Consider the following 22,359-nt stretch of genomic DNA (forward strand, 5'->3'; position numbering starts at 1 on the left):
CCTCACCGTCTATGCGGCGGACCAACTTGCAGGGCATGGAAGCGCGGTGACGATCGTCTTCCGCTCATCCCCTCTCCGATGAGTCTTCGGTCCGTGGCGTCGCGCCCGCCTTCGGGTCGGTCGCCTCCGGCCGGTCTGCTCGCGCTCCGGGTCCAGGGGTTCCGACGCGGGAGGGTCTGCCGGTTCGCGCCCGTGTTCGTCCTCGATACCGCCCCGGTGCATTTGCCTCTCCACCGCCGACGTGTCTTCCCGGTCATGACCTGTGGCGCTCATCTGCTTTTCCTTCGGCTTCGATCGGGGAGCGGCTTCCGCACATCTCGGCCCTTGTGCTCGGTCCGGTCGCCGGATGCCGGAACCATGATGTGCGCCTGCCCGCGTTCGGGCAGTGCCATACACGCTCCAAGCCCGTGACCGGGTCCGCCCTGGAGCCGTGCAGCCGCGAACACACAGGGTTGCCGTCTAGGTCGACCGGGCCGTGGTCACGGCTCGGCGCGCAGTGCCGATCGACCCGCTTGCCAGGCCGTGCGGATGTGGGTGGTCAGGCGGTCCTCCAAGAAGACGGTCGCCGCGCAGCCGAAGGCGATGTCCGGTTCCAGGCTGGGCTCGTCGGCGAGGAGGCCTCCGATGACCTCGTGGCGGACGACCTGTTCGTGGACGGCGTCGGCTTCGACGTGCTCCTGCGTAGCAGTGTTCGGCGGCCGGCCCGGCTCCGCAGCGCCCCATCGCGGCGGCGAGGCGGCGGGAGCCGGGGGAGGAGGTGACCTCGACGCAGGCGAAGTGCCCGACGAGCGCTCCGCGCAGCGCCCGGTGCAGTCCGAGGAGCGACATCAGGTTCACGGTGGCCAGCAGTGGCGCCGGGGCCCGGTCCAGGTAGCGGCCGTACGTGGGATCCAGCCCGAGGTCGGTCATCAGGTCGGCGAAGAGCCGGGCATGGACCCGCTCGGGGCGGCCGGCGCCGAACTCGTCGTACTCGATGGCGACCATCGCGGCCTTGGCGCGGCCGGTCAGGCGGGGGATGACCCACGCGTGCGGGTCGGGTCGGCCTCCTTGAGGTGGTACAGGGAGCGCGGTACCGCGTACTCGCGCAGTTGCCGCAGCTGGCCCTTGGTCTCCAGGGGGTGGCTGGCTTCCGCCGAGGTCCACCGGTTCGACGAGCAGCGGGCGAACGCCTCCTCGACGGAACGGGGGCCACCGGCCAGATCGGTCCGCAGGGCGTGCAGGAACCGGGTCTCCACGGCTCGGCGCACGCGAAGCAGGTCCGGGTCCCATGAGAGGTCGTCCGCGACGCCTTCGAACCCGCGGTAGTGCAGTTCGTAGAGGAGGTAGAGGGCGAGTTGCAGGTCCTCGCCCCACGGGTCGGCCCGCAGAACCGCCGTGGTGGCATAGACGGGTGCCCGTCCGGTACCGAGGGCTTCGACCACGGCGGAGGAAAGAGTGCCCCGCCCCTCCACCAGGGCGGGTCCGGCTGCCGTGCCCGCGACGGGGGCGGCTCGCAGCGTCATGGCGCGCTTCTCTTGTGCGTGGGGGCTTCGGGCGTTCGCGGGGGCGGTGGCTGGTGTCGCACCAGGGGTAGGTACGGGTGCGGCGACAGGTGCACACGGCAACCACGAACCGGTCCGAGTGGACCACGGTCCCGTCGTCCACGAGGATTTCGACGGGGCCCTCCACCAGGACCGGCCCCGAGGGAGCCACGGACACGCGTCGCGCGGGGCCGCACGCGGGAAAGGGTGGGCTCGGCTGTGGGGTCAGAGGTACCGGGCACGGATGATCACCAGCTCCTCGTACTCGTCGCCCTCGTCCACCAGGCCCTGGTTCTGCAGCCAGGCGCTTCGGGAGCGCAGTACCGGCCCCCAGGGCACCGACGCCCGCATCGTGATCCGTGCGGGCAGTCCCCGCAGCGCCAGGAGCTGCAGGGTGGTCTCCGCTCCGCACATCCCCGAGTGCACCATGAGGAGGACCCCGCCTGGGCGCAGCAGGGTTGGGGCGGCCGTGCAGATGCGGTCGATGACGCGTCGTCCGTCGGTGCCGGCGTCCCATGCCCGCTGCGGCCCGTGCGCGGGCAGCCGGGCGTCGGGCGAAGGGACGTACGGCGGGTTGGTGATGACCAGGTCGAACCGGTGGCCCGTGGTGCGGGTGGCGAAGTCCCCGTGCAGCACGCGCAGCGGCAGGCGCTTGCGCAAGCCGTTCAGGCGGGCGGCGAGTACGGCGGGCCATGAGACGTCGACCGCGGTCACCTGAGCACCTCTGGCCGCAGCGTCCAGCGCAAGAGCCCCGGTACCCGTCCCGATCTCCATGACCTGCGAATCCGCCCCGATCGGTTCGTGGGCGAGGGCGTCCGCGAGCAGCAGGGTGTCGGCCTGCGGGCGGTACACGCCGGGCGGCGCGATCAGCCCGGGTGCGCCGGTGCGGAATGTCGGAGCGGTGCTCGGCACTGTACCTCCTCGGTCAGCTGCCCCCTCTCGGCCGAAGGGGGACGGGGAACGACGCAATTCTGGGCTGCGCCTACCCGGTATCGGTGGCGGTGCACATGGCCACACGCGGACGGTTCCCGACTACCGCTTCCTCCGTCGTGGGACGCAGTCGTCGGCCTGGGCGCTTCGCTCCGCTGCCCAAGTGATGATCAGATCGCCGCCTGCCGTGCGCGATCGCGGGGGCGGAGGCCTGTCAGGATGCTCGCGATACGAGTTCCTCGTACGCGGCGTCGGACACCTCGGCGGCTTGGACGTGTACGCGGACGCTGTCGACAGGGTCAGTGAAATTTCGTAGCCCACGCGATTCGCCGCCTTGTGCTGGGCTGTGGCACGGTCGGGGAGCCAGAAGATCAGCACGGTCTCGTTGTTACGGGCACCGTCCGGCGTAGCGAACCGCAGGTCGTAGACGATGAATCGTGGCTCGTCCAGAGCACCGTCGAGCCGGTAGATCACCGTGTTGATCTCACGTTTGCCCCTTGGGCACGGAAGGCGCGGATGCAGCCTGTCGTCCACCGCGATACCAGTGTCTGCACGGGCGGACACGGTGCCGTGTTGATGCGCTGGGGCGGAGCTCCTCGGCCTCGTGGGCTCTCGGCCGTCGCTTTCACAGATGTGGCCGCCACCGGGCGTGCCAGAGTCTGGACGGGGCAGTCGCTGGGTATGTCAGATCGTCCCCGTGATCGAACGCATCGTCGCTGTCTACCGTCCGGGGCCCCGGACCGGATCGCCGAGCCGTGGGGGAGTCGTACGCCGTACGGGGCGGGTGAGCAGTGGCCGGAGAGGGTCGACTGCTTCCTGGCCGAAGGCCTGACCCCCGCGGAGGTCGACCAGTGGTTTCCCACGGCCTCGAACCTGCATTCCAACGGTGATGCGATGGAGCTGGCCGTCAAGGACGGCCGGCTGGTGGGCGTACGGGGCCTCGCGGCAGACCGGGTCAATCGCGGTCGGCTCGACGTCAAGGATCTGTACGGCTGGCAGGCGCTCGCTTCCCCGGAACGCCTGACCCGCCCCCTGATCAGGGAGGGCGGCGCACTGCGGCAGACGGACTGGGAGACCGCCATGGCTCGGATCGCCGACCGCACCCGCCGCCTCCTCGACGATCACGGCCCGGCCTCGATCGGCTTCTACACCAGCGGCCAGTTGTTCCTGGAGGAGTACTACGCGCTGGCCCTCATCGCGCGCGGTGGCCTGGGGACCAAACACCTCGACGGCAACACCCGGCTGTGTACGGCAACGGCCGCCGAGGCGCTCAAGGAGTCGTTCGGCTGCGACGGCCAGCCCGGCTCGTACGCTGACATCGACCACGCCGACACCGTCGCCCTCTTCGGGCACAACATGGCCGAGACCCAGGGCGTCCTGTGGAGCCGGATCCTGGACCGCATCGCCGGTCCCGAGCCGCCCGTCCTGCTGTGCGTGGATCCCCGGCCGGGGCCGGTGTCCGAGGTGGCGACGATCCATCTTCAGCCGAAGCCCGGCACCAACCTCGCGCTCATGAACGGCCTGCTGCACGAGGTGATCGCGGGCGGCTGGACCGACTCCTCGTACATCGAGGCCCATGTCACCGGTTTCGACCGTCTCGAACGTCACCTCGCAGGCTTCCCGGCCGAGGCCGCCGCGGCGGTCACCGGTGTACCAGCCGAGCAGATCCGCGCGGCCGCGCGTCTGCTCGGCCAGGCCGGCCGACTGCTGTCCACGGTCCTGCAGGGTTTCTACCAGTCCCACCAGGCCACGGCGGCCGCCGTCCAGGTCAACAACCTGCACCTGATCCGCGGCATGCTCGGGAGGCCCGGCTGCGGCGTCCTGCAGATGAACGGCCAGCCCACCGCCCAGAACACCCGCGAGTGCGGAGCCGACGGGGACCTGCCGGGCTTCCGTAACTGGGCCAACGACAGCCATGTCGAGGAACTCGCGAAGGTCTGGAACGTCACTCCCGACCGCATCCCGCACGACGGGGCCGCCCACCCACCTCATGCAGATGATCCGCTACGAGGAAGAGGGATCCCTGCACATGCTGTGGGTCTCCGGCACCAACCCGGCCGTCTCCCTGCCCGAGCTGGAGCGCATCCGCTCCGTGCTCGGGCAGGACCGGCTCTTCCTCGTCGTGCAGGACCTCTTCCCGATGGAGACGACCGAGTTCGCCGATGTGGTGCTGCCCGCCGCCGGTTGGGGTGAGAAGACCGGCACCTTCACCAACGCCGACCGCACCGTCCACCTCTCCCTCAAGGCGGTCGACCCGCCCGGCGAGGCTCGACCGGACCTCGACATCTTTCTGGACTTCGCCCAGCGGATGGATCTGCGCGACGAGACGGGTGGACCCCTCGTTCCCTGGCACGGCCCTGAGGAGGTCTTCGAAGGCTGGAAGGAGTGCAGTCGGGGCCGCCCGTGTGACTACAGCGGCCTGAGCTACGCCCTCCTGCGCGAGCGCGGCGGGATCCAGTGGCCCTGCACCGCCGAACACCCCCTGGGCACCGAACGCCTGTATGCCCGAGGTGACTTCCGCAGCACGCCGTCCGACTGCGAAAGCTACGGACGCGACCTGCTCACCGGCACGCCGCTGGACGAGACCGAATACCGGGCACTGAACCCCGACGGCAAAGCCGTCCTGCGTACCGCCGATTACGTTCCCCCTCGCGAACCGCCCGACGGGACGTATCCGCTGTGGTTGACCACCGGGCGCACCTTCTACCAGTTCCACACCCGCACCCGCACGGGACGGGTGCCCGAACTGCAGGCCGCCGCCCCCGACATGTGGATCGAAGTCTCGGTGGCCGACGCAGCGGCCGCCGGCATTGACGAGGGAGACCTCGCCGAGGTCTCCACCCGGCGCGGCGCCGTCCGCGCCCGTGCACGCATCACCGGGATCCGAGAAGGAGGGCTGTTCCTTCCCTTCCACTACGGCTACTGGGACACCGGCACCGCGGACGGCCACCGGAGGGCCGCCAACGAACTCACGCCCACCGACTGGGATCCCGCCTCCAAACAGCCGCTCTTCAAGGCAGGAGCCGCGCGTATCCGCCTGATCGAACACCGGCCCGGCCCGGCTCCCGCACCCACCGAAGCCGCCTCGGCCCCGGCCGGACCTCAGGCCGGAGAACAGTGAGGAGCCCGTCATGACTGAAGGCGCGCCGCAGATGACGGCGACCGTACTGCGCCCCCTGGGTACACCCGTACCGCTAGGGTTCCTCGGCCTCGCCGGCGGCGCCCTCGTCACCGCCGGCATGCAGCTCGGCTGGATACCCGTCGAGGAGCAGAACGCGGCCGGGCTGGTCCTGTTCACCTTCGCCTTCCCGCTGCAACTCCTCGCGGCGATCATCGGATTCCGCTGCCGGGACACCGCCTTCGCAACGGCCATGGCCGTGCTGGCCGCAGGATGGCTGGTCCAGGGTCTGCTGCTGGCCGCCGGCTCCGCCCACCAGGTCTCTCACGTACTCGGGCTGTTCCTCCTCGTCGCGGCGACGGCCTTGCTGGTCCCGCTCGCCGCGGCCGGCACGGGGAAACTCGTCGCCTCCGCCGTCATCGGCTGCGCCGCGCTGCGCCTGGCCGTCGCGGGAATCCACCAGCTGACCCACGACATCGGCTGGGAGGACGCGGCCGGGGTGATCGGAGTCGTGCTCACCGCCCTGGCCCTGTACGCCGCCGCGGCCTTCGCCCTCGAGGATGGCCGCGGCCGCCCGGTGCTGCCCCTGGGCCGCCATGCCGGCGGTGCCCGCGCGGTGGAGAACGGCGCTGAACCGGGGGTCCGCCCGGAGCTCTGACGTTCGTGAGCCGGAGGGGGTGAGACGAGGTGGGACATGCGGCTGAGAACGAGCCGGTTCGACCGCCCGGGATACCGCCGGGTGCGGCACGGGCGGGGCTTCCGTTACCTGGACGAGGGCGGCCGCCCGGTCGCCGGGGAGGCGGAGCTCGCACGTATCCGGAAGCTGGCCACCCCGCCCGCCTGGTCCGATGTGTGGATCTGCCCCTGGCCGGGCGGTCACATTCAGGCCGTAGGCGTCGATGAGGCGGGGAGGCGTCAGTACCGGTACCACGACCTCTTCCGGGAGCGGCAGGAGGAGGCCAAGCACGGGCACGTCCAGGAGGCCGCCGCGCGGCTCCCGGTGCTGCGCAGGGCCGTCGAGGAGGACCTGAGTGGCCGCGGGCTGACCCGGGACAGGGTGTTGGCCTGCATCGTCCGCTTGCTGGACCTGGGCTTCTTTCGGATCGGTGGTGTCTCGTACCGGCGCGACCACCAGGCGTTCGGTCTGACCACCCTGCTGCGCGAGCACGCCACATGCAAACGGGGCGAGATCTGCTTCGGCTACCGGGGGAAGTCCGGCCAGGAGCAGACGTGCTCGGTGGTGGACCCGGCCGCCTACGCCGTCGTACGGGCCCTGCTCTGGCGCCGGGACGACGGGCGGCAGCTGTCCGTGTACTGGGAGGGCAGGGCGTGGCATGAGGTCCAGGCTGATGACGTAAACGATTACCTGCGCCGCAAGTCGGGTACGGACCTCACCGCGAAGGACTTTCGGACCTGGCACGGGACTGTCCTGGCCGCCGTGGCTCTGGCTGTCTCCACCGGCGTGGCCGACGGGTCGCCGGGCCGTCGCAAGGAGGCGGAGGCCCGGGCGGTCCGCGAGGGGAGCTCGTACCTGGGGAACACGCCCGCCGTGTGCCGCAGCTCCTACGTCAATCCGCGAGTCGTGGAGCTCTACGAGGACGGCGTGACGGTGAAACCGGCTCTGGACCGGCTCGGCGAGGACGCCGACGACGGCCGCCCGGCGACCCACGGCGAGGTGGAGAAAGCCGTACGCAAACTGCTCACCGAGGGCGATGCGGGGCGGGGCGCGTAAACGGTCGACAGCCGACAGCGGCCCTGGCGTGTGAGCCGCCGCTGACCCGCCGGGGGCAGGGCGCCTCGATCAGGGAGACGGCTGGCCGGGGCGTCCCTTGATGCGGAAGGTTCGGGTCATCGAGCGGCCACCCGGGCCCGAGCGGGACAACCTCACGATTCGGAGAGGGAGCGCGGGCGGGCCCTCCGGAGAGCCGACCGGTCGGCCCTCGCCGTGCGGACTGTGGCGGCCCGATATGGGTAGGTGGCTGGACGAAAGGCTCGCCGGCCGCACGCCGGACCGGCGAGACGGAGGCCGAACCCAAGGCCCGCGGGGTCGCTCCAGGTAACCGGCAGGACGGCAGACGCCCTCACAACCTCGTGTGAGCGTGGAGGAGAAGATCGTGACTGCGACGCAAGGCGAACGCCGGATCGTGCTCGTGCGGCATGCCAAGTCCGTCCCCAAGGACGCTGCAGCCGCCGACTTCGACCGCGCACTGGCCGACCGGGGCAGGCACGAGGCCCCGCAGGCGGGTCAGTGGCTCGAGGACTCCGGCTACCCCCTCGACTTGGCGCTGTGCTCGTCGGCGCTGCGGACACGGCAGACGTGGCAGCTGGCGGCGTCCCGGCTGACCGCACCGCCGCCCGTCGTTTATGAGGACCGGCTGTACAACGCGGAAACCGACGCCCTGCTGGCCGTACTGGCCGAGACCAGCGAGGCCGTCACGGACCTGCTGATGGTGGGTCACAACGCAGGCATCCACGAGCTGGCCGTCGCCTTGTGCGGGACGGGACCCAAACGCCTCCTGCGCCGGATCCATGACGGATTCCCCACCTCGGCCGTCGTGGTCGTGGCCCTTGCGGGAAAATGGCATGAGGTCGCGCCCGGCGCCGGACGGCTAGTGGCCTTCTGGGCTCCGGGCGACTGACCGCCGGCCCTGGAGGCCGATGCCGGAGCGGGCGGGCAGGCAGAGCGGGGACGCGCATACGGCCCCGACGAACGGGCAGGCGCCTCCTGCACGAGGAGGTGCGTCATGACCGCCGAACTCAAGGACGACGACCCGGAAACAGGGTCCGCTGACCCCGCCCCCGAAGCCTGCCTGGTGGCCGTGAGGGGCGACATGGACCTCGATCACGCGGACGAACTGCGAACCGCCTTGTTCCAAGCCGTCTCACGGGCTCCGCGTGGCGCCGTCATCGACGTCGACCTGAGGAACTCGTCCTTCTGCGACTCGGCGGGCCTGGGTGCTCTCCTGGTCGCCCGCTGCCAAGCGGAGGACTCGGGGCATGTCCTGCGGCTGGCCGCGCCCAGCCACCAGATGCTGCGGCTGTTGGCACTGACCGATAGATAGGCCATTGAACATGGTGCCGATATGGGGCCGGCGGGAATCCGCTACGGTTTCATCCGGTGAGGTCGAAGACCTTCTGGGCCAGCGCCGGTTTCTGTTGGCAGCGGCGTTGTTGTGGATGACAGCCTTGTCGAGCTTCTCGCGCGCCTCGGTGACAGCGGCGGTGACCTTCTCAACGTCACCAGCCTCGCTTGACGGGGCTGCGGAGCGGTACCCCTCTCATCGACCCGGGCCCACCGCTAAGCGGCACCCAGCCCGCCCCCGGCGCCTGGGCCGGCGACAAGGGCTTCGTCGGCGGCACCAAGGAGAAGGCCACCGGCTTCACTCTCCTCGGCGCCCGCGAATACGACCCCGCCACGGGCCGCTTCATCAGCCCTGACCCCATCATCGACGCGGGCGACCCCCAGCAGTGGAACGTCCGGAGAGCGCCGTGAGTGCCGCGGAGTGAGGCGGGTAGGCGCGGCGTATGACACATCCGACACATCCCGCAGCGGCTGCGCCGTTGCCACGGCCCGCACCGGGTCCCCGCTGACGTTCATACGAGATCCGGCTCCCCGCCGGGATCCGGATCTCCGATCCTCTCGAGCCGAGGAGGCGGCGTATGAACCGCGCCGCGCTGTTCGACGTCGATGGCACCCTCACCGACACCAATCACCTGCACGTCACGTCCTGGTGGGAGGCTTTTCGACAGGCCGGCCACGACGTGTCCGTGCACGCCATCCATCGGGCGCTCGGCCTGCCGGGGGAGGACCTGCTCGCCCGTTTGCTCGGCGACGGCCGCGACCGCAGCGAGGACGACGCGCTCAGCGCCGCGCACGAGACCCTCTACGGCACCTTCTTCGACCGGCTGCCCCGGCTCGACTCGGCGGACGAACTACTGGGCCTGCTCGACCGGAGGGGCTGGCGGGTCGTCCTCGTCACCTCCGCGGGAAGTGGCGAGCCGAAGGCTCTCAGGCGGGCCATCGACGCCGACGACGCCCCTACCGCCACCGCGAGCTCCGACGACGTGGAGGAGGGCAAGCCGGCGCCCGACCCCGTCCACCACGCCCTCGAACTCGCCGATGCGCCCGCGCACCGCGCCGTGTTCGTCGGCGACACCGTATGGGACATGAAGGCCGCCGCCCGGCCCGGGGTCACGTGCGTGGGCCTGCTCTGCGGCGGGATCCCCCGGCACGACCTCGAGGAGGCCGGAGCCCGTGCGGTATACGGCGACCCGGCCGATCTGCTCGTCCGGCTGGACCGCAGCCCCTTCGCCGACGCGCCGCAGGGCGCGGACCGGTGATCCCCGGAAAGGATTCCGCCCGATGACGCAGATCCCACGCGCCGAGCGCAGCTCGGAGAGCTCCAGCTCCGGCGCCAGCTCCCGCCCCGTCCCTCGCCCCCGCATCGTGGTCGTAGGTGCCACCGGCAACGTGGGAACGAGCGTGGTGCGGGCCCTGGCGGCCGACCCCTCCGTGGGGTCCGTCCTGGGTCTGGCCCGCAGGCTCCCCGCCTGGCGGCCCGACAAGACCGACTGGCGTTCCGTGGACATCGAGCCCGGCGGAGGCGAACTCGCCCCGTACTTCGTTGGTGCCGACGCCGTGATCCACCTGGCCTGGAAGTTCCAGCCCGCGCGCGATCCCGCCGAGACGTGGCGGACCAACGTCCTCGGGAGCATCCGCGTCTTCGACGCAGTCGTCGCCGCAGGCGTACCCGCCCTCATCCAGGCCTCTTCGGTCGGCGCGTACTCGCCTGGTCCAAAGGACCGCAGGGTCGACGAGTCCTGGCCCACGCACGGCTGGCCGCAAGCCGCGTACTGCCGGGAGAAGGCGTACGTCGAACGACTTCTCGACATCTTCGAGAGGACCCACCCCGGCGTCCGGGTGGTGCGGATGCGTCCCGGATTCCTGTTCAAGAGGGAGGCCGCGTCCGAGCAGCGCCGCATCTTCGCCGGACGGCTGCTCCCGGGCCGACTCGTCCGGCCCGGCCTGATCCCCGCCGTGCCCGACCTGCAGGGCCTGCGCTTCCAGGCCCTGCACACCGACGATGCCGCGGCCGCGTACGTGGCGGCGGCCGTCCGCCCCGTCCACGGGGCCTTCAACCTCGCCTCCGAACCACCCCTCGACGCCCCGGTCCTGGCGGCCATCCTCGACGCACGGCCCCTGCGCATGCCGACGGCTCCGGTACGGGCGGCGCTCGCCACCGCATGGCACCTGCACTTCGTGCCGGCGTCCCCCGACCTCTTCGACGCGGTGCTGCGGTTGCCCCTGATGGATTCCTCCCGAGCCCGCGAGGTACTCGAGTGGGAGCCCCGGCACACATCCGTCGAGGCCGTCGAGGAATTCCTCGCCGGCCTGCGTGAAGGTGCCGGAATGGCCACGGCGCCCTTGGCGGCCTGAGCTGTCACGAGCCCGAGCCGTCACGAAGGGGCGACGGTCCCCGGCCACGTTGCGGGGCCCGGCAGCCGGTCAGCGCGGGAAGGATCTTGTCGCGGTACTGGGCGAAGAAGCCCTCGTTGGCGGGGCCGATCTGGCCGACGTACGCCTCGTCGAAGCCGGCTCCCACGTACTTCCGTAGGGCCGAGATGTGCTCCTCCGGATCGTTTCCGCACGGGCGTCCGACACGCGTTCACGCGAGACCAGCTCATGAAGGTGTCGGGCGAGGACACAGACGGGGGACTCGACCGGCTCGCGGAGACCGCCGCCCCCGCCCATGGGCGGGGATCACCCCGAGCCGCTGGCCGAGCTTGTGTCCGCCCTGCGTCCCGCGCGCCGTGACGGCGTGTGCGTCCTGGACGTCCACGTACCGCCGGACAATGGGCGGCGAGAGCCTCAGGACGCGAAGCGAACCCAGTGACGGAGACGGAAGCCTGATCCGGTCCGTCGGGTTCAGGAGTCCTTGCCGCGGCCGCTCATCATGCCGCGGAGGCGGCCGGCGAGGCCCATTCCGGGCGCGAGGAGCTTGTTGGCCGGCGGCTCGTCGGGGGCGGACGGGTCGGCGCGGTCTTCTTGGCGGTGCGCACCTCGTCGCCGAGCTCGGCGAGCCTCGGGCGGGCAGGCGGCGCGGAGCCGGGGGAACAAGTCGTTCTCCTCGTCGGTCAGGCGCTCCCGGATGACGGTGATGAGTTTGCCCATCAGCGCGTCGAACCGAGGATCGTCGGCGTCGCAGCCCTCCGGGTCCTTCATGGTCTGCTCGGCGGTGGCGTGGTCCGCCGGCTCCCTCCGCGACGGCCCGGCATCCTGCGGACCGAGAAGGCGCAACCACCGATTGAGGGGGCCGTCATGGGACCGTGCCTACCCCTCCGGCGGCGCATTCCAGCGCGCTCTGGCGGAAGCACAGGCACAGCAGGCCGTCACGGTCGCGGCGTGGCTGCGCTATCCGACGGACCTCGACGCGCAGCTCGTCGCGCTCTCGGGACCGGGCGGCTCGGACCGGCTCGACTGGATCACCGGAGCGGACGCGGCCACCGCGGCCCCGGGTGGGGATGCGCCCGAGAACGCCTGGCGCACCTGGGTCGACGAGGTCGTCGCCAGCTGGGCGGCCTGCCTGCTGAGCAGCACCCCGACCCTTGCCGCGTACGCAGCGCAAGCCCTGGCGTCGACCGAACACCGGTGCCATGGCGGCGGGATTCCGCCGCCCGACCGAACCCGGGGAGTACGACCGCCACGCGGCCGTACTGCTGCGACACCCGGACCTCCTCGCCCCGGTCGCCGAACTGCACCGCCCGGAGCTCGTGCAGCGGCTGCCCGCTGCCGGCACCGCGCCGACGGGCTGACTCAGCCGCCCCGACGGGGTGGGCGGCGCGCGTGAGTGGGACGGCGGGGCGGGGGTAGCCGCAGGGGGAGGAACCTCCCGGTACCCGACCCACAGGAGGTGCGGTCATGCGCACGCCATCGGCACACGACGATGCCCAATACCTGCTCGGTCTCTACCTCAACGACCACCTGGCGGGTTCCAGCACCGGAGTAGAGCTCCTGAACCGGGCAGCCAAGAGCCACCACGGCAGGCCCTTCGGCCCCCAGCTGGAGCGCCTGGCGCGGGAGGTCGCCCAGGACCGCGAATCCCTGAAGGAGATCATGCGCAGCCTGGACGTGTCCGAACGCCGCTCCAGGGCTGCTCTGGGCTGGCTGGGGGAGAAGGCGGGACGGCTCAAGCTCAACGGACGCCTGTTCTTCCGTTCCCCGCTCAGCGACGTCCTCGAACTCGAGGCCATGCGGCTGGGCGTGCAGGGCAAGCGGTCCTGCTGGCTCACCTTGCGCACCCTTGCGGAAAACGACGGCCGCATCGACACCTCGCAGCTCGCGTGGCTTCTGGCGCGGGCGGAGGAACAGGGCGAGGTGCTCGAAGAGCTGCGCATACGGTGCGCCGCACGGGCCTTCGTGCCCGGCCACGCCGGCCCCGCCAGGACGGCCGGCCCCGCAAAGGTCCGTTCCCTGCCCCGTGGCGCCTTCTGAAACGCCTTGCAGATCAGGGCCGGCACGGGCCACATTCAATCGCCGAGCGGAGGTGCGCGATGTCCGGTACTCCTCTGGGCGCACTGCCTGACGGCCTGCTCGCCCTGCCGGGCGTCTACCGGCCACAGGCGGACACGCGTCTGCTCGCCCAGGTGCTCATGCGTCCTGACCCGGTGCACTCAGAAATGTGCGGGGCCCGGCAGAGCGTCGACCGGCTGACCGGAATGCGTCTGGCCGCAGAAGTGACGGCCAGGGCCTCCGTGCCGTGGGGATCCGTCCTGCCTTCGCGACGGGCCTGCTGGAGCGGAGGGGCCTGGCGGCCGAAGCCGAGGAGCGTGAAGAGCTGGTGGTGATCCGTGCCCGATACTTCTGACAGCAGCCGCCGCCGGGCCTGCGCAGCGGCGCACGCCCGCCGGGTGTCCGTGGTCCCGCAGGGTCCGGTCCTGGTCGAGGGTCCGGTCGAGATCGTTCTGGACGACGGAACGGTCGCCCGGTCCGAACGCTTCGTGGTCGCGATCTGCACCTGTCGCCGCACCCGTACCCCTCCCTGGTGCGACACCAGCCACCGTCGGCGCGAGCGGGCCGACCCACCGCCCGAGGACAGGAATCCGTGATGGCCCTTCCCAGCCGGACCGCGACGTCGACCGCTGCCGGCCCCCGCCTCGTCGATGGGCGTGGGGAGCTGTCCCGGGCCGTGACCGAGGCCCTGCGATCGGACAGCCCACCGGACTGCACCCCGGGGTCCGTACTGAGGGCCGACCCGTGGGGCGAGGACCTCCAGCTCGCCCTCTACCTGCTGTACGAGCTGCACTACCGCGGCTTCGACGGCGTGGACGACGAACGGGAATGGGACCCGGACCTGCTGCGGCTGCGCCAGGCCATGGAAGCCCGGTTCCTGCACGCCCTGCGTACCGAACTTTCCGGCGCCCACCGATCGATCGAGGACGTCTTCGCCCCGCTGCTCGTCGAGCCCGTCGACCTCTCCGGCAGCCTCAGCCACTACCTTGAAACCGAGGGCCGGCTCTGGCAGTTGCGCGAGTACGCGGCCCTGCGCTCCCTCTACCACCTGAAGGAGGCGGACCCCCACGCCTGGGTGATACCCCGTCTCACCGGCCGTGCAAAAGCCGCCATGGTGGCCATCGAGTACGACGAGTTCGGCGCCGGCCGCGCCGACCGCATCCACGCGCAGCTCTTCGCGGACCTCATGGCCGACCTCGAGCTGGATCCCACGTACGGCCGCTACCTGGACCACGCCCCGGCGCCTCTCCTCGCGACCGTGAACCTGATGTCCCTTTTCGCGCTGCACCGGGCGCTGCGCGGCGCGCTCGTCGGACACTTCGCGTGCGTCGAGGTCACCTCGTCGCCCGGGTCGAGGCGCCTGGCGAAGGCAATGCGGCGCTGCGGAGCCGGTCGCGCCGCCGAGCACTTCTACGCCGAGCACGTCGAGGCTGACGCCGTCCACGAGCAGGTCGTGCGCCACGAGGTCATCGGTGGCCTGCTCGCCGACGACCCGGACTCGGAGGAGGACGTCGCGTTCGGGTGTGCGGCGACCATTCTCCTGGAGGACCGCCTCGCGAACCACATCCGCGAGGCCTGGGAGCAAGGGCACAGCGCGCTGCGTACGCCCCTGCCTGGGGCGTGAGTCTTGATGTGGGGCAGACCGGGCAGGCGCAGCGCACCGCCGAGCGATTCTCGTGAGCAGAGAGGCGAGGCCGGCGCAGGCGCTGCCTCCCTGCAGTTCGGTCACGCGCAAGCGGGCCGTTGGACACTGACACCTCGTGTCGCGCTGGACGAGGCACGGAGGCACGGTGTCGTGACGTATGCCGAGGCAGCAGTGGATGCGGGTGGGTTGGAGGAGCCACTGCGCAGTCGTGTGCGTGGGGAAGTGCGCTTCGACGCGGGGAGCCGGGGTGCCTACTCGACCGATGGCTCGAACTACCGGCAGGTTCCGATCGGGGTCGTGGTGCGCCGGGGCGTGGAGGACGGTGCCGACGCGGTCGCCGTGTGTGCGCAGTTCGGAGCGCCGGTGCTGTCCCGAGGGGGCGTAACGAGTCTGGGCGGCCAGTGCACCAACGCGGCGGTCGTCATCGACCGGACGATATTGCCACTGTCTCCTGTCGGTCGACCCCGGTGTCCAGACGGCTGTGGTCGAGCCGGCATCGTGCTCGACGACGACGAGGTCGGCGTCGCCGTCGCACCTCGGCGGCACCATCAACCCGGCGGACGGTCGCCGGTTCGTGTCACCCCGCGACGGCTATGCAGGTATGCACGCACTTTCCGCCGGTGGACGTGGGCATGACGCTGACATCGCAGGCCATGTGGCGGACAAGGATCCAGCCCCAGCCACCTGTGCCGTTGAGGTGGGCCGGCCGGGGCTCGGGCGGGGCGGAGCTGGTGTCGGTGACGTCGATGTCGAGCAGCCCCTCGTGCAGGACGAGGTCGAGGCTGCACGGACCGTCGGTGTGCCGGACGGCGTTGGTGACGAGCTCGGTCACGATCAGGACAGCGGCGTCCGCAGCCGCCGGGCGGACCGGTAGCCCATGGTCTCTGGCGCTGTGCAGGAACCGGATGGTCGCCTGGCGGGCACGGCGGGCGGCGCTGATGTCGAACGGTAGCTCGAGGTGCCGTTGTGGGTTCTGGCAGGAGGGAGTCATCACAGGCTCCGAGTGAGGCGTTCTCTCTTTCTCGTGTGAAGACGCCTGCCCGGCATGGGCGAACTCATACACAGCCGTGCCGGGCCCCTGCCCCCTAGATCGCGAACCGCCCCCTGCAGTCGCCCCCGGCCGACGTGGACTATCCGGCGGTGGAGCGGGCAGGTGGTGAGCGAGCACGGCCAGGAGGGTCATGCGGCTGCGCACGAGCCGGCCCGATCGTCCCGGGTACTCCCGGGTGCGCCACGGCCGGGTCCGGTACCTGGATCGGACGGGGCGGCAGCCCGTCAGCGATCCGGCCGAGCGCGCACGGCTGCGGTCACTGGTGATTCCCCGCGCGTGGGCCGACGTATGGATCTGCCCGTGGCCGGGCAGCCACATCCAGGCCATGGGCGCGGATGCGGCCGGTCGGCGGCAGTACCTTTACCACGAGCGCTCCGGGAACGACAGGAAGTAGCGCGAGCACGTTTCGGACGTCGCGAAGAGACTGCCGCGGCTGCGGCGGGGCATCGGACGGGATCTTGCCGCCCGCGGGCTGGGCAGGGACCGGCTTCTCGCCTGAGCTGCCAGCAGCCTGCTCGACCACGGCTTCTTCCGGGTCGGCGGCGAGGCGTACCGAAGAGACCACCAGGCGTACGGGCTGGCCACGTTGCTGCGGCAGCACGCGGAGTGCGGCCGCGGCGAGGTCTGTTTCCGCTACCGGGCAAGTCGGGGCAGGAACAGCCCGTGCACTCGTGGATCCCGCGGCCTGCGAGGTGGTCAGAGCACTGCTGCGACGCCGCGATCGAGACGGCGGTGCTGCGCCTCCTCGGATGACCTGTGGCCGCCGTGCCACGGGCGGGAGCCCGGCGGGGCAGCCAACATGATGAGCGACCGCTGCCCGGCGGGAGTCCCCGCGGCCGTACGTCGCCGGCCGCAGCAGGAGCGCGGGGCGTGGGCATGTCGGGGTCGCAGTCGACCTTCGACGCCGGCGCCGGCTGCGGCGCAACCTGGGCAGGTAGACGCGGCGCCGTGCTCCTGGCCGCCCACCCTGCGGCGGCGGTGACCCAGCGGATGGACTCGGCAGGGGGCGCGCCGGCTCCGCGCCTCAGTAACCCGGTTCCAGCCGTGAGGCGCATGCGATGCACTCCGCGTCGATCTGGTCGGCGAGCTGGGTGAGGGCCTCCGTCATCGCCAGCACCGTCTGGGCCTCGGCGTCGGCTTCCGGGGAGCCGCGCTCCGCCGCGGTAGCCCAGTCAGCAGCCACGCCCCGCAACAGGGCCGTTACCTGTTCGGCCGGGATGAGTAGTCCGCCTTCCTCGGTGGGGATCAGCGGTAGGGCAAACGAGTGCATGAACCGCTCCTCCTCTCCAGGGTGCGGACCCGATGGTCGCCCCTCCTGGAAGGGCTACCCGGTTGCCACGGGTCCAACCGATCGATCGCGTCCGCGGCCGGTCGGCTCCGCTCCGCTGCCAGGGCCTGAGCCGGGGCGTGCGATGCGAGGTCCGGAAGTCGCTCCTGGGCAGACTGACCGCCTTCGCACGTCGGTGTGGTCGTCGGATACGCATCACGTCCGGTGCGGCCTGCTCCGTGGTTTGACCTGTGGAAGGTGGGCAGTCGCCAGGTGAACGCGCGGTTGCTTCCGGCGGGCGGCGGCACTGCACGCGCCGCCTGCCGGTCGTCGAACCCGGCTGCACGGTCGGCATCGGCTCCCTCGGCGACCTTGCCCAGGACCACGACCCGACCCGGCCTCGGCCCCGGCCGACATCAGCGGCACCGGACCCAGCACATGACGCAAGGGGGTTGCGCAGACCGTACAGCTCAACGGGCGGGCACGGAGGAGGTGCGCACATGGGTGGCGCGAGCGACGCAAGGGAGAACGACGACAGGCCGGCGGTACGGCGGCCTCGGATGCAGCACGAAGGCGGCACTGCGGACGAGCACGGACGAAAGCCCGGGGTTGCCTCCCGCACGGGCACCGGGGCACAGCGGCCCGCGGACGCGGATCGGGTGAGCAGGGCCAACGAAGGCAGGACCCGGATCACCCACGTGCTCGGGCGGGACAAGACGGACCGGCCCGACAGCGCCTACGAAGAGGATGACTGGCCGCGGTAAGCCGCTCAGCCACTCGCTACGGCGCGGCCGGACTCACTACCGGGCAAGACGCGTGCCGGCCGGCGCACTGATGGCCGACCGAGCCGAGCCGGCCCAGGGACGAACGAGCGAAACACGCCGGGTCCACAGCGTAAGCCGTCCCCGATATCGGCCTCCCAACACATTCGGTGACGCAAGTTGTGCGGAACGTAACCGAAGGTGTCACCGTGAGAGGGAGGAATTCCTCAGCCACGCGTCTTAGGGCGGTATGCAGGACAAGCGCCAGGAGCCGGGTAAGGGCCGCGAGGAGCAGGAGCGCATGCGCCGCCCCGGTCAGGACCCCGGTCAGGACCCCGTCCACCCCGGCCCCGGCCAGGAGGGAGCGCGGGGTAAGAGCCCCGAAGAACTCAGGCGGCGCGGTCAGGGCGAGATGCGGCGCGAGCGCGAAGAGGACGAGACGCGCGGCGAAGAGCTCTGAACCGCGGGCCGGCCGTCACGCCCATGCACGCAGGACCCGGCCGGGACCGTAGTCACCATCACCCCGGCCGGGTCCTGTCATGTGCGTGCGCCTGGCACGGCGCAACGCGCGGGCCGCCCTCGAGCGGGCGAGGGCAGCCGGCACCGACATGGTGGGCTGATCGCGGACGGTGAACATGTGCCGGTGATCTCGAGCAGTCGGCAACGGGACGGATGAGGGCGGTCAGAACGAAATGCTTGCCGGTCCAGGAGGAGGTCTTGTTCAGGTCCGGCAGCAGGTTCCACCCTGAAGTGCCGCGGAAGGTGACGGCGGAGGGGTCGACGTCGAGGCCGGCGCCGCTGGCCTTCAGGGCCGCGGTGAGGTCTCTACGCAGGACTGCGGCGTTCTCCATGTCGATTTCTCCGCGGGCTCGGGCGTGCACCTGCTGGCGTCCGGGTTCGGAAATCATGGAGACGGTGGACGGGCGCAGGGTGAGGCCGACGACGACTCTGGGAGTGGCGCGAGAAGGCCGTGCGCAAGCTCCTCACGGCTCCCGGCGCTGGGCGATTCGGCGGCTTACGGGCGGCGCCAGAACGGCCAATGACCTTGTGGGCCCCGGCAGGCGAGAAGATCTGCAAGGTGCGGTTCCTGGGCGCGCAAGCGTTGAGGAACCGAGCTGCGTCCGCTTGCACCTTGTCACGCAGGTGTCCGCGGAGTACATCCGCGGCGGATGGGCAGACGCGCGGTGAGGGGAACCCGGCGACCCTGCAGGAAGAGAGATGACGTCCATGAGGCGGGACTCTGCACACACGCACCCGCATGAGACGCGCCGACATCGTGCGGCCGAGGACGCCGTACGGGTCGGTGTAAAAGCGAGAGAAACCGCCACCTGGGTTCGCCGGACGGCCGCCGACGCTGGACGGCTCGCACAGGATGCGGTCCCCGCGATGGTGAGGGCGAAAGCCGGAGACACCGACGCCGTCGCCCGCGATCTGGAGTTTCTCCTCCTGGCCGGGGCGGTCTTGCTGGTCGGGGTGGTCGTGGTGGTCCGTCGCCGTGGAGGTCCGTGATGAAGCCATCGAAAATCGTCTACAAGCCGGTCGGGCTGGCACTCGGGGCCGGGGCCGGCCTGCTGGCCGGGGCGCTCTTCAAGCAGGTCTGGAAACTCGCCGGCCACGAGGAAGATGCCCCGAACGCCGCGGACGAGGAGCGGAACTGGCGCGAGATACTGATCGCGGCCGCCATCCAGGGGGCGATTTTCGCCTTGGCCAAAGCCGCTGTAGAGAGATCCGGGGCCGTCGCCGTCCGGCGCTTGTCGGGCACCTGGCCCTTGCTGCGGTCCGCGGTGTGACTGGACCCGTCCGGACGGGTGATCCAGGCTGCCTTACGGCGGACCGCGGCTCGGGGTAGTGCGGTGCCGTCAGGATGGCCTCGGCCGCCCGTCAGCGTTGCCCACGTTCTCGCGCGGAGACGCTCGCGAGGGCGCCGCCCTGGGTGGCCATGTCCGGGAGCAGCCGGCGGGCCAGGTGGACGGTCGAGCTGATGTTGAGGTCGATCACCCGGGCCAGGTCGGCGAGGTCCGTCTCCAGGAAGGCGCCACCCTGGCCGATACCGGCATTGAGGACCACGGCACTCACTGGCCGGTGCTCGGCGCGCACTTCATGAATCAGGGACTCGGCTCCGTCGTAGGTGGCCAGATCTGCCCGCACGGCCCGGATCCGGGTCCTGTGGAACCGTAGTTGGAGGGCCGCCTCATGGATACCGTCGTCCTCGGCGGTGAGGACGAGATCGTGGCCCTGTGCGGCGAATTCCCGGGCCAGCTCGAGGCCGATTCCGCTCGAGGCGCCGGTGACGACGGCCAAAGGACGCGAACTGTTCATGCGGGGCGACTACCCCCGCCGAGGCAGGGTACGCATCACCAGAGCTCCGGTCGCGGGCGCCTGTCCCGCACACATCTTGGCCACGAGGTGCGGTGCACCGCTGATGGACGCCGTCGTCGGCGTGCGGGAACCCTCGGCCATTGATCTCGCGTCCGTGTCGGCAAGGTACGGGAATACCCGGAGAATACGGGCATGCCGCCATCAGCGTTGCGCCTCTTGGGCCGCTCCCGAGGGCCAACCGGCCCGTTCTGGCCCGCTCAGGTTGGTGCATGAGATCTACAGCGGCGGCGGGACGCGCGCCGACCGCGGTCGGCGCGCGCCGGAGCGGTGCGGCCGCCGGCGCAACGGCCTCGATGCGTTCATCGAGCCCCGGCAGAGGGTGCTCACCGACGGGACGCTGACGGCGTTCTTCGAAGGGGAAGTCGCCCAGCGGGCCGAGGACTTCGGATCGATCGCGCACCGGTTCAGAGATTCGCCGGTCGGCGAGCCCGCCAGCAGGATCCGCCGGAGCGGAAAATGGAAAATGTTTTCCGAAGGCGCTATCGAAAGGCTGTTCGCTGGGCATGCTGCGTGTAGTCTCCCGCTTCTGCTCGACGCTCCGTCACCGCGTCGTCCGGGCGGGCCTTCCGTTCTCAGCTCTCGGGAGGTAACACGCCATGCAGTCAGCCCCCACCCCGCCGTCGGCCCCCAGCCGCCGCGATCTCCTCACCGGCCTCGGTGTGGCTGCCGCCACGCCGCTCCTCCTCGGCGTCGCCGCCCGTTCCGCACCTCGCAGCAGCCCCGCCCACCAGCCCGTCCCGGTCGGCCGGACGGTCCTGCTCCGGGGGGCCGATCTGGTGCTCACCATGGACCCGGCCTTAGGCAGCGGGCTCCTCGGCTCGGTGGAGAACGCCGACGTGCTGATGCGGAACGGCATCATCGCAGCCATCGGCACGGCCCTCCCGACGCCTCCCGGCGCCTGGGTGGTGGACGCCTCGGGCAAGCTGATCATGCCGGGCTTCGTCGACACCCACACCCACCTCTGGCAGGCGGTGATCCGCGGAGGCTGTACCGACGGCGACCTGTTCGGCTGGTTCGAGCGATGTACCGCCCCCCAGCGCGGCCGGCTGACACCCGCGGCGCTCCACAGCTTCGTGCGCCTCGCGGCCCTCGACGCCGTGCAGTCGGGCGTGACCACGCTCGTAGACTGGGTGGACATCTTCTCGTACGACCTCATCGAGAGCTACGTGAGGGCCCTGGCCGGCACCGGGGTGCGCTTCACCTACGCGATGTTCCCGCCCCACCCCGACGCGACGCTGGTCACGAAGGTGAAGACGGAACTGGTCGACCCGGTTCCACTCGGTTGCTTCCAGGTCGCCACGCATGCGGCGCGGGCCGTCCAAGACCTCAACCGTGCACACTGGGAGGCCGCCCAGGACATGGGAGTCATGCTCAACTCCCATGTTCTGGAACGCCCCGAGCAACGGGCCGACGACCCCATTGGGGTCCTCAGAGACATCGGCGCGCTGGGTCCGAGGCTCCTGATCAACCACGCGATCCACCTGACCGACGACGAGGTCGCGGCCGTCGCCGACCACGATGTGCGTGCGGTCCACTGCCCGTTGAGCAACATGCGGCTGGCCTCCGGCGTCATGCGGCTGTCCGATCTCAGCCGGCGGGGCGTCAAGGTCGGGCTCGGGCTGGACGGCGGCACCAACGACAGCTCGGACTTCCACGCGCTGATGAAGACGGCCATCGGCCTGCAACGCGCCCACACGACGGACGCCGGGGTCTTCCCGCAGGTGCAGGACGTCCTGCGGATGGCCACGCTGGGCGGCGCCGAGGCCATCGGCATCGCCGACCGAGTGGGCTCCCTGACCCCCGGCAAGCGAGCCGACCTCGTCGTCGTCGATCCCGCCGCACTGAACTTTGCACCGCGCTTCGACTGGGTCGGCCAGATCGTCTTCAACGGGCGGCCCGAGAACATCGACGCCGTGTTCGTGGAAGGTCGAGCGCTGAAGTTCGGCGGCCGGCTCGTCGACATCGACACGAAGCGTGTCGTACGGGAGGCCGAAGCAGCGGCCACCCGTCTGCGCGCCGCCGGATAGGCCGGAGAAGGACGTCCTCGGCGAGGAGAAGGCGGGCCTGCTGGTGGACGCCCGCCCGTGACCCCAGGCCGCCCGCATGCCGTAGTGGCTGTCGCGGCTGTCACGCCCGCTGCACGCCCGGTCCGCCACGGACCGGGCGTGCAATGCGGGC

At 71.0% G+C, this 22,359-nt stretch carries 21 protein-coding genes and 6 pseudogenes; 17 read left to right on the forward strand and 10 right to left on the reverse strand.

The annotated features are described in order from the left end of the window. Positions 1–479: 479 nt before the first annotated feature. The 4 genes and pseudogenes from AB0M76_RS37445 to AB0M76_RS37460 all read right to left on the reverse strand — a co-directional run bounded on the left by AB0M76_RS37445 (position 480) and on the right by AB0M76_RS37460 (position 3,014). A pseudogene (locus AB0M76_RS37445) lies at positions 480–1,502 on the reverse strand (iron-containing redox enzyme family protein). A 55-nt stretch (positions 1,503–1,557) separates the two neighbouring features. Beyond that, positions 1,558–1,698 (reverse strand): annotated as a pseudogene (locus AB0M76_RS37450) (CDGSH iron-sulfur domain-containing protein); the annotation flags it as partial. Between the two features lie 47 nt (positions 1,699–1,745). After that, complete coding sequence (locus AB0M76_RS37455) at positions 1,746–2,432, reverse strand: HemK2/MTQ2 family protein methyltransferase (RefSeq protein ID WP_365957198.1); 687 nt, start codon at positions 2,430–2,432, stop codon at positions 1,746–1,748. Positions 2,433–2,552: 120 nt separating this feature from the next. Continuing rightward, positions 2,553–3,014, reverse strand: a complete 462-nt coding sequence (locus tag AB0M76_RS37460; RefSeq protein WP_365957199.1) for a hypothetical protein — start codon at positions 3,012–3,014, stop codon at positions 2,553–2,555. A 117-nt stretch (positions 3,015–3,131) separates the two neighbouring features. Between AB0M76_RS37460 and AB0M76_RS37465 the strand changes: the two are divergent. The 8 genes and pseudogenes from AB0M76_RS37465 to AB0M76_RS37500 all read left to right on the forward strand — a co-directional run bounded on the left by AB0M76_RS37465 (position 3,132) and on the right by AB0M76_RS37500 (position 11,005). Beyond that, positions 3,132–5,571, forward strand: a pseudogene (locus AB0M76_RS37465) (nitrate reductase). 10 nt (positions 5,572–5,581) lie between these two features. Next, a complete protein-coding gene (locus tag AB0M76_RS37470) occupies positions 5,582–6,226 on the forward strand; it encodes a GPR1/FUN34/YaaH family transporter (RefSeq protein WP_365957200.1) in 645 nt (214 codons plus the stop codon). Between the two features lie 36 nt (positions 6,227–6,262). Further along, positions 6,263–7,300 carry a DNA topoisomerase IB gene (locus AB0M76_RS37475; RefSeq protein WP_365957201.1) on the forward strand — a complete coding sequence of 346 codons (1,038 nt, stop codon included), beginning with the start codon at positions 6,263–6,265 and terminating at the stop codon, positions 7,298–7,300. A 382-nt stretch (positions 7,301–7,682) separates the two neighbouring features. Then, positions 7,683–8,207 (forward strand): histidine phosphatase family protein, encoded by a 525-nt coding sequence (locus tag AB0M76_RS37480; protein ID WP_365957202.1) that lies wholly within the window; start codon positions 7,683–7,685, stop codon positions 8,205–8,207. 105 nt (positions 8,208–8,312) lie between these two features. Further along, positions 8,313–8,630, forward strand: coding sequence for an STAS domain-containing protein (locus tag AB0M76_RS37485; RefSeq protein ID WP_365957203.1), 318 nt, complete (start codon positions 8,313–8,315; stop codon positions 8,628–8,630). A 188-nt stretch (positions 8,631–8,818) separates the two neighbouring features. Continuing rightward, positions 8,819–9,061, forward strand: coding sequence for an RHS repeat-associated core domain-containing protein (locus tag AB0M76_RS37490; protein ID WP_365957204.1), 243 nt, complete (start codon positions 8,819–8,821; stop codon positions 9,059–9,061). Between the two features lie 167 nt (positions 9,062–9,228). Then, positions 9,229–9,909: an HAD family hydrolase gene (locus AB0M76_RS37495; RefSeq protein WP_365957205.1), complete on the forward strand. Its 681-nt coding sequence runs from the start codon at positions 9,229–9,231 to the stop codon at positions 9,907–9,909. Positions 9,910–10,015: 106 nt separating this feature from the next. Further along, on the forward strand, positions 10,016–11,005 hold the full coding sequence (locus AB0M76_RS37500; RefSeq protein ID WP_365957227.1) for an NAD-dependent epimerase/dehydratase family protein: 990 nt from the start codon (positions 10,016–10,018) through the stop codon (positions 11,003–11,005). A gap of 4 nt (positions 11,006–11,009) precedes the next feature. On the opposite strand, the gene AB0M76_RS37505 is transcribed toward AB0M76_RS37500, so the two are convergent. Both AB0M76_RS37505 and AB0M76_RS37510 read right to left on the reverse strand, forming a co-directional pair. Then, positions 11,010–11,171 carry a hypothetical protein gene (locus AB0M76_RS37505; RefSeq protein ID WP_365957206.1) on the reverse strand — a complete coding sequence of 54 codons (162 nt, stop codon included), beginning with the start codon at positions 11,169–11,171 and terminating at the stop codon, positions 11,010–11,012. A 323-nt stretch (positions 11,172–11,494) separates the two neighbouring features. After that, positions 11,495–11,833: pseudogene (locus AB0M76_RS37510) on the reverse strand (hemerythrin domain-containing protein); the annotation flags it as partial. A 40-nt stretch (positions 11,834–11,873) separates the two neighbouring features. On the opposite strand from AB0M76_RS37510, the pseudogene AB0M76_RS37515 reads away from it, so the two are divergent. The 5 genes and pseudogenes from AB0M76_RS37515 to AB0M76_RS37535 all read left to right on the forward strand — a co-directional run. Continuing rightward, positions 11,874–12,381 (forward strand): annotated as a pseudogene (locus tag AB0M76_RS37515) (hypothetical protein). 106 nt (positions 12,382–12,487) lie between these two features. Continuing rightward, positions 12,488–13,060: a hypothetical protein gene (locus AB0M76_RS37520; RefSeq protein WP_365957207.1), complete on the forward strand. Its 573-nt coding sequence runs from the start codon at positions 12,488–12,490 to the stop codon at positions 13,058–13,060. Between the two features lie 356 nt (positions 13,061–13,416). Continuing rightward, positions 13,417–13,674 carry a CDGSH iron-sulfur domain-containing protein gene (locus AB0M76_RS37525; protein ID WP_365957208.1) on the forward strand — a complete coding sequence of 86 codons (258 nt, stop codon included), beginning with the start codon at positions 13,417–13,419 and terminating at the stop codon, positions 13,672–13,674. Beyond that, on the forward strand, positions 13,674–14,702 hold the full coding sequence (locus tag AB0M76_RS37530; RefSeq protein WP_365957209.1) for an iron-containing redox enzyme family protein: 1,029 nt from the start codon (positions 13,674–13,676) through the stop codon (positions 14,700–14,702). The genes AB0M76_RS37525 and AB0M76_RS37530 overlap by 1 nt, the downstream gene beginning before the upstream one ends. A 192-nt stretch (positions 14,703–14,894) precedes the next feature. Next, positions 14,895–15,216: pseudogene (locus AB0M76_RS37535) on the forward strand (FAD-binding protein); the annotation flags it as partial. An 84-nt stretch (positions 15,217–15,300) separates the two neighbouring features. On the opposite strand, the gene AB0M76_RS37540 reads toward AB0M76_RS37535, so the two are convergent. Continuing rightward, positions 15,301–15,714 (reverse strand): ATP-binding protein, encoded by a 414-nt coding sequence (locus tag AB0M76_RS37540; RefSeq protein WP_365957210.1) that lies wholly within the window; start codon positions 15,712–15,714, stop codon positions 15,301–15,303. A gap of 190 nt (positions 15,715–15,904) precedes the next feature. Between AB0M76_RS37540 and AB0M76_RS37545 the strand changes: the two genes are divergently transcribed. Then, positions 15,905–16,168 (forward strand): hypothetical protein, encoded by a 264-nt coding sequence (locus tag AB0M76_RS37545; protein WP_365957211.1) that lies wholly within the window; start codon positions 15,905–15,907, stop codon positions 16,166–16,168. A gap of 630 nt (positions 16,169–16,798) precedes the next feature. Here AB0M76_RS37545 and AB0M76_RS37550 read toward each other — a convergent pair. After that, positions 16,799–17,044, reverse strand: coding sequence for a DUF6213 family protein (locus AB0M76_RS37550; protein ID WP_365957212.1), 246 nt, complete (start codon positions 17,042–17,044; stop codon positions 16,799–16,801). A 1,008-nt stretch (positions 17,045–18,052) separates the two neighbouring features. Between AB0M76_RS37550 and AB0M76_RS37555 the strand changes: the two genes are divergently transcribed. After that, positions 18,053–18,262 (forward strand): hypothetical protein, encoded by a 210-nt coding sequence (locus tag AB0M76_RS37555; protein WP_365957213.1) that lies wholly within the window; start codon positions 18,053–18,055, stop codon positions 18,260–18,262. A 58-nt stretch (positions 18,263–18,320) separates the two neighbouring features. Here the strand turns inward: AB0M76_RS37555 and AB0M76_RS37560 are convergent, their stop codons facing one another. After that, entirely contained in the window at positions 18,321–18,653 is a 333-nt protein-coding gene (locus tag AB0M76_RS37560) for a hypothetical protein (protein WP_365957214.1), read from the reverse strand. A 657-nt stretch (positions 18,654–19,310) separates the two neighbouring features. Here AB0M76_RS37560 and AB0M76_RS37565 point away from each other — a divergent pair. Continuing rightward, positions 19,311–19,592, forward strand: coding sequence for a DUF4235 domain-containing protein (locus AB0M76_RS37565; RefSeq protein ID WP_365957215.1), 282 nt, complete (start codon positions 19,311–19,313; stop codon positions 19,590–19,592). Between the two features lie 91 nt (positions 19,593–19,683). Here the strand turns inward: AB0M76_RS37565 and AB0M76_RS37570 are convergent, their stop codons facing one another. Next, the gene (locus AB0M76_RS37570) at positions 19,684–20,121 is read right to left on the reverse strand and encodes an SDR family NAD(P)-dependent oxidoreductase (protein WP_365957216.1); all 438 of its coding nucleotides are present in this window, start codon (positions 20,119–20,121) and stop codon (positions 19,684–19,686) included. A 656-nt stretch (positions 20,122–20,777) separates the two neighbouring features. On the opposite strand from AB0M76_RS37570, the gene AB0M76_RS37575 reads away from it, so the two are divergent. Next, a complete protein-coding gene (locus tag AB0M76_RS37575; protein WP_365957217.1) occupies positions 20,778–22,208 on the forward strand; it encodes an amidohydrolase family protein in 1,431 nt (476 codons plus the stop codon). The last annotated feature ends 151 nt before the right edge of the window (positions 22,209–22,359 follow it).

The organism is Streptomyces sp. NPDC051364 (assembly GCF_040682115.1).
Taxonomy (GTDB): Bacteria; Actinomycetota; Actinomycetes; order Streptomycetales; family Streptomycetaceae; genus Streptomyces.